The sequence below is a fragment of the Anoxybacillus tepidamans PS2 genome (assembly GCF_000620165.1).
GTDB lineage: Bacteria > Bacillota > Bacilli > Bacillales > Anoxybacillaceae > Anoxybacteroides > Anoxybacteroides tepidamans_A.
On record NZ_JHVN01000040.1, the window covers coordinates 1 to 6445 of the forward strand.

The following is a 6445-nucleotide window of genomic DNA, read 5'->3' on the forward strand; positions in this document are numbered from 1 at the left end:
TCCGTTTCGGTCTCTAGGGACCAAAAGACCCTCAATCCGGCCATATTGCGTATCTAAATTTCGTTGATAGTAGCCGTTTCTCATATTCGACGTTCCGGCTTGTTCCATTTCGAGGAAATTTTTAATTTCTTCCCGCATGATCAGTTCTAATTTTTCCTTTATAAACTGACGAATGACACTTTCCAGTTGATTTGCCCAGTCGACATTCGGTATACTTTTAGACATAGGTAGGGTTCTCCTTTCTCTGGAATGTTTGGGTTCAATCAGAGAATACCCTACCTTTTTTATTTTGCTCTAGTAAAATGCTTTACACAAAATTTTATACATCATCATGTAAGTTGGTAATCAACTTATAAAAATGGTGGTATAGCCAAGGGGTAAGGCAGAGGTCTGCAAAACCTAGATCCCCGGTTCGAATCCGGGTACCACCTTTCCTTCCTTTTAACGCGTTAGTTGGAAGTGGTGTTTGAAAATGTAGCTACATTTTTGGTTTGACAATGATGAACTAAGGAGGAAAAGATTATGTTACAAAATATCGTTCTTTTGTCAAAAGAAGAGCAAACAGACTTATTAAACAAAGTGGAACAAGATGACACATTTAAAAAAATCAAAGAGTCTATGGAAAAACAATATCCAACCTCAACGCTCGGCCTCCAAGTAACTGAGGCAATTAAAGGAGAAGTTGTTTGGGATGATGGGAAGGCCCAGTTTAAATCAATTGTACTTCTTAACAAAGAAAAGCATGCAAAACTGTACATCCTTGAATCACAAAAAGATAGCAACGTTTTCTTGTACTATTCTGCAGATGTATCAGACCCGGAGCAGAAAGAGGTTCTTGGTCTTAGCATTGATAATGGCGAAGTAAAGCAGCTATTTAGAACTGAGTTCAGTTCAACATTCTTTAAAGAAACAAATCATGCTGTTCAATTGATGAATAGGGAAAACAATGTAGAAGCTGAAGGGTTTCCAATTAGCTTTTGCTTAGTTGAATGTGCAGGAACTTATAGACACTGCGGACCAGGATGCGGAGACGGTATGTCAAAAGGTGGCGGAACTCCAATCAATGCAATTGATAGTTGTTGTCGGGCCCATGACAGATGTTATGCAAATTTTGGATGGGAAGATGATTGTTGCGATAAACAACTGGTAGATTGCGTTACAGCCAATAAATCGGTAGATAATTGCGCATACATCGATATTGTAGCGTGGTTTGGCGGAGACGCAAAGAATTGCAAATCGTAGGTAAAAGAGTTATATATCATTATTATCAGTGACCATCCTTCGGGTGGTCATTTTCAATTTAAATTTAAAAGAACCTTTGTAAATCAGTTTTTCAAATTTCTATCTTGTAAAAAAACACGTAAATCCACGGAAAATATGTTTTCTTCTTAGATAAAGGCATCTAGAACGTGGATTGTAAACCATTATTTAATGGTTTGTGCTCTTGGAAAAAGAGATATCTGATTAGACAAATAAACCTTGAGATTATCTGTTGATATGACTCGACCTTTTACGGATAGGGAGCTTATGAAAAGACACATCTCTATTATGAGATGAAAGTTATGCAAAAAACAATTGTCGAAATTTCTAGTTTGAACTATAATAAAAGTGTATTATTTTTTTTGTTTAGCGACTCTGGAACATCAGGGTCAGCGGGTGTTTTACCAAACCAAGCGTTCTTTGGAACGATCTTACGGCATAGGAATTCCTATGCCCATTAGACGTTCTAAAGAGCGCTTTTTTTATTACTCTTTAGAAAGGATGGATAAAAATGAACAGTATTCAGCTAGCAGAGGTTTTCAAAAACGTAACCAATCAGGTGCGTCTTGAAATGGTGCACCGGAAAGGAAAGAAACGAATTAAGGTGGAGATTAATCTACAAGATGGATCGAAACGATATTATACGGCTCGCGCCGATAGCAAAAAAGACGCTCTGCACGAAATATTAATGGTAATCCGTTGTATTGAGGCAGAGACTGGTCAAAAGATACTTTGGAGAGAGGCTGGAAGTGAGACATATCATTTAGGAAGCAAATCAATTAAAGAATTTTCCTTAATAAACAAACTCCGAAAGTTCTGGGATATGTTTTGGGAAATCAAAGAATGATTAAACAATGAAAGGGGAAGTGAAATTATGATCAACAGAGTAATCCTCGTGGGAAGATTAACAAAAGACCCGGAATTACGTTACACTCCAAGTAGCGTAGCGGTGGCAACATTCACACTAGCTGTTAACCGTCCGTTCACGAATGAACAAGGCGAGCGGGAGGCAGATTTTATTCATTGTGTCGTCTGGCGCCGTGCAGCTGAAAACGTCGCAAACTTTTTGAAAAAAGGGAGTATGGCAGGTGTCGATGGAAGATTACATACGAGAAGCTACGAAGGGCAAGATGGAAAGCGTGTGTATGTCACCGAAGTGGTGGCGGAGAGTGTGCAATTCCTTGAGCCGAAGGGTAGCTCAGAAAGCACAGGACGTGCATCGGGAACCGCAAAAAGTACGAAATCAGGTGGCTACAACCAACCGCTTCAATCACCGTATGAATCCGATGGATATAGTGGTGGTTACGATGACGACCCGTTCCGAAATGCGGAGCCGATTGACATCCATCCCGATGACCTACCGTTCTGATGTGGAAACGGGTGTTGTTCTCATGGACAACACTCGTTTTGTTTTAACGAATTATTCATAAAAGGGACAGAAGATCGATTAAGTGCCGCTTCCATTATCTGTGCACACAATCATCCGTCTGGGTCTTCGATTGAATCCCCCGAAGACATCCATGTCACTAAAAGACTCGTGGAAGTAGGGCAAACATTAGGAGTTCCTGTCAGAGACCATATTATTATTGGTCAAGGTTGCTTTGTTTCCATGAGAGAAAAAATGTATTATCTATGGAATTGATCGACGGTTATCTTTTATAAAACGAATAGGAGGGACTATCCGTGTCACATATCGGTAACAAATTAAGAGCAGGCTTCTTTGCCACACCGCAGTGCCAAGGGGATTATATTATCAAACTACTGAATGTCGAGGGAAGCGGAGCATGGCTTGACCCCACTTGTGGGGAGGGTGCCATCCTTCATCAATTGGCACAGGCTTTCCGTACGGACGATTGTAATATCGTCACCTACGGAGTAGAATTAGACAAAGCACGAGCCGAGAAGGCCGATGAGGTGCTTGATTGTGTAATCAACGCGCCCATTGAGACAATGGCGATTCAGAATGATACTTTTTCGTTGGTATTTTTGAATCCGCCTTACGATTTTACGATGAAGGGGGTAGGGGATACGTCCGCGGAGCGTAAGGAATATGTGGAACTCTTGCGGAACACCAAGTATCTCAAAGAGGGAGGCATATTGATCTATATTATTCCTTCCTATCGATATGCTGATCATAAAATTGCCCGCTTCCTCGCAACACAATTTGAAGAAGTGGGGATTATGCGCTTTTCGGAAGAGGATTACGATGATTATCGACAATGTATCGCCATCGCTCGGAAGAAGAGCGGGAAATTCAAAGAGTTTAATCAAAAACTCTTTGAATTTCTGCTTCAAATGGACAAGGAGGAATTTGTCCAATCAAAAGTAGCGTCCATCGAGCAATTCATTGGACGTAAAACATGGAATGTGCCAAGTGGAGATATTATCATCCGGACATTCCACAGCCGCTTTCTAGCAAAGGCTGACTTTGCAGAAGGCATCCGGTTTTCCAAAGGATTTCAAGCGTTTAAAGAGCGTACAAAGCCTCGTACGCTTGAAATAGGAGGACAACCTGCTATCCCTATTAATCAAGGTCAAATGATGCTATTATTAGGGTCAGGCGGCGTAAATGGGCTTGTTTCGCACGGAGATCATCTTCACGCGGTACAAGGTTTGGAAATCGTCACCAAAGAGGATGTAAAGGAAGAACATGTCCGTGACGACGGTAGCAAAACGACTATCGTGAAGCAACGGACGAAACGTTCTGTGTCGGTCAAGATTATTACACCGAGCGGAATCGTACGCAAGTTAGTATGAGATGTTAAGCAGCAAGAGGATATAGCTCTCTTGCTGCTTTTTTGTTTGGAGAATGGTTTCTAAGTTAATATGGTTTGGTTTTTGTTGCTTTTTACTTATCTCATTTATTTCTTAATTTAATATATTTCTTAATACTTTCGTATTTATTCAATATCAATTTTTGATATCTCCCTATATCATTTTTGGATAAGCGAAATTTCGCTTATCATTTTTTGACAATGGGGTATCAATTTTTGATAAGCGATTTATCCACAAAAATCCCGTATATCATTTTTTGATACCCTCGTATATCAATTTTTGATAAGCGGAATTTTTATTGTGAATATTTCCGTATATCAATTTTTGATATCCTCTTATCAATTTTTGATAAGCAAGATCCTACTATGAATTAAGTGCATTCGATACTGTTTATTGGAGAAAAAGCAGTGTTACGAGGTATGGAACTAAGCGACAGTGGTTAGAAGAAATTGAAGAGGGCTACTCTTTGAAGCCTCTTTGCATTGAAAAAATATAGACTTGTTGGACGATAATAATGAGGACCAATAATACGATAATCCATGTTTAAGGTTTTAAACTCGCCAGAAAATTTCCGACATTAGGGAGAATTTGAGGGAACATTGCGTTCAGTAAGTCAATTACATCCTAAAAGTCTACATTTAGATTTATATTTACATTTTTCCTTTTCATTTTTATCACCTCGTAATTTTTAATTAAATCTTGCATAATATCGTTTGACCTCGTTCACTATAGAAGTCGAAAAAGAGTGAAGTATTGTTGAGATTTATTTTTATACGAGCAAACAAAAGAAAATATGAAGAATGGTTAATGGATTTCATAGATCTTTAGAGGAGAGATCTGCAGAAAACTATAAAGAGTTAAATTGGAATTAAAAAAAGTAGAGGTATGTGTACCTCTACAGACTGTTGAAAAACGATTTTGTCAACGACAAAATCGTTTTTCTTTTGTTAAAATTTTAGGGAAAAGCAATGAAGAAGGGGATGAAGAACTATGTATTTTTCTTTTTCAAAATTCGAACTGAAAAAGAACAGACAAGCTTATGAAAACATGTACGACAAAAATCATTTAGTCGTTCAGATTGACAAAACGATGAATTGGAACTACGTGTATTCGTTACTAAAACCGTTGTATTCAGAAGACAAAGGTCGTCCATCGCTTGACCCATTGATGCTTGTTAAAATTTTAATCATTCAGTATATCGAAGGATTTCGTTCTGTTCGTTTCACCTGTAAACAAATTGAACAGCACATCACGTATCGATGGTTTTTAGGCCTTTCTAAGGACGATTCGGTCCCCTGTCACTCCAGTGTATCGAAGTTCCTTCGTCATCGTGTTGATCCAAAGGTATGGGAAGCCTTATTCGAGTGTGTCCTGTTACAGATTCAAAAAGAAGGATTTTTATCTCCAGAAACGTGGGCTGCGGATGAAACCGAGCTAAAAGCGAATGCGAATAAGCGAAAACGCGTCAAGGTGATGGAGAAGGAAGACGAGGACGTGCTACAGCTACTGAATCAAAAGCGCTTACAACATGGGAAAAAACCCCTTTCTCCCAAGCCGCCAAAAGAGGAGGGGAAAGAAGTCCTTTTCAGTACTACCGATCCAGATGCAGGACTATCTGTCAAGCATGATCCTCGTGGTCGGTTTGCTTTTCATGATCATCGCATCGTCGAAACCCTGCACCATTTTATTTTAGATGCCTATGTTACGTCAGCGAATGTGCCGGGGCATCGCGTGCTGTTGGAACGAATCGAGCGGGTGAAACAACGAATCGGCTATGTGCCGGAAGAAATCGTGCTAGATGCCGGCTACTATAACGCACGGCTTGGACGGGGGCTCGAAAAGAAAGGGATCGGAGCGTATATTTCTTATCTTCGCTTTCATCGAAAAGAACATCCGAAATGCCGTTCCAGTCACTTCCGTGGAGTGAAAGAAGATGTCTATGTTGGCCCTTGTGGTGTGGAGTTTACCTATTCGACGTCCACTCGCGCCGGATACCATGAATACAAACCTGTCGTGAAAGGCAGTTGTACAGGATGTCCTGCCGCGAAAGGAAAAGGAGATCGAGTACTCCGGATCTCGGTTCATCAAGAGGTCTACGAACAAATGAGAAAACGGCGGCTATCAGAAAGAGGACAAATCCTTCGATTGGTTCGTCCCGCTACTATTGAACGAAGTTTTGCAGAAAGTAAAGAACTCCACGGGCTTCGTTTTGCACGATACCGCGGAGTTCCATACGTACAGATTCAGGTCTGGATCACCGCCATGATCCAAAACCTAAAAAAGTGGATCAAATTACGATCCCTTCAATCACAAGGTATAGACTTAAGTTATCATAAGTAAGGCAAAAAGAAAAGAAAAAACTCACGTCTTCCGTGAACTTTTTCTTGACATCATACTTTTTCAACACTTT

Annotated in this window: 7 protein-coding genes and 1 tRNA gene; 7 read left to right on the forward strand and 1 reads right to left on the reverse strand. The window is 40.0% G+C overall.

The features are described 5' to 3' along the window. Window positions 1-225: transposase (locus tag N667_RS18950; protein ID WP_035099271.1), on the reverse strand; the 225-nt coding region annotated here is incomplete at its 3' end. 135 nt (window positions 226-360) lie between these two features. On the opposite strand from N667_RS18950, the gene N667_RS0117230 reads away from it, so the two are divergent. The 7 genes from N667_RS0117230 to N667_RS0117255 all read left to right on the forward strand — a co-directional run bounded on the left by N667_RS0117230 (window position 361) and on the right by N667_RS0117255 (window position 6375). Further along, window positions 361-431, forward strand: a tRNA-Cys gene (locus tag N667_RS0117230). Between the two features lie 91 nt (window positions 432-522). Then, a complete protein-coding gene (locus N667_RS19195) occupies window positions 523-1242 on the forward strand; it encodes a hypothetical protein (protein ID WP_051530093.1) in 720 nt (239 codons plus the stop codon). A gap of 529 nt (window positions 1243-1771) precedes the next feature. Further along, a complete protein-coding gene (locus tag N667_RS0117240) occupies window positions 1772-2107 on the forward strand; it encodes a DUF6018 family natural product bioysynthesis protein (RefSeq protein ID WP_027410654.1) in 336 nt (111 codons plus the stop codon). A gap of 27 nt (window positions 2108-2134) precedes the next feature. Further along, on the forward strand, window positions 2135-2629 hold the full coding sequence (gene ssb / locus N667_RS0117245; protein ID WP_027410655.1) for a single-stranded DNA-binding protein: 495 nt from the start codon (window positions 2135-2137) through the stop codon (window positions 2627-2629). 57 nt (window positions 2630-2686) lie between these two features. After that, window positions 2687-2902, forward strand: a complete 216-nt coding sequence (locus tag N667_RS19630) for a JAB domain-containing protein (RefSeq protein ID WP_084279298.1) — start codon at window positions 2687-2689, stop codon at window positions 2900-2902. 41 nt (window positions 2903-2943) lie between these two features. Continuing rightward, window positions 2944-4017, forward strand: coding sequence for a DUF6094 domain-containing protein (locus N667_RS0117250; protein WP_232223990.1), 1074 nt, complete (start codon window positions 2944-2946; stop codon window positions 4015-4017). Between the two features lie 1008 nt (window positions 4018-5025). Continuing rightward, window positions 5026-6375, forward strand: coding sequence for an IS1182 family transposase (locus N667_RS0117255; RefSeq protein WP_027408435.1), 1350 nt, complete (start codon window positions 5026-5028; stop codon window positions 6373-6375). The last annotated feature ends 70 nt before the right edge of the window (window positions 6376-6445 follow it).

What these genes read in the sequence shown, in the direction of transcription:
- ssb (WP_027410655.1), top strand. Translation starts at nt 2,135, where the DNA reads ATGATCAACAGAGTAATCCTCGTGGGAAGATTAACAAAAGACCCGGAA.
- N667_RS0117255 (WP_027408435.1), top strand. Translation starts at nt 5,026, where the DNA reads ATGTATTTTTCTTTTTCAAAATTCGAACTGAAAAAGAACAGACAAGCT.
- N667_RS19195 (WP_051530093.1), top strand. Translation starts at nt 523, where the DNA reads ATGTTACAAAATATCGTTCTTTTGTCAAAAGAAGAGCAAACAGACTTA.
- N667_RS0117240 (WP_027410654.1), top strand. Translation starts at nt 1,772, where the DNA reads ATGAACAGTATTCAGCTAGCAGAGGTTTTCAAAAACGTAACCAATCAG.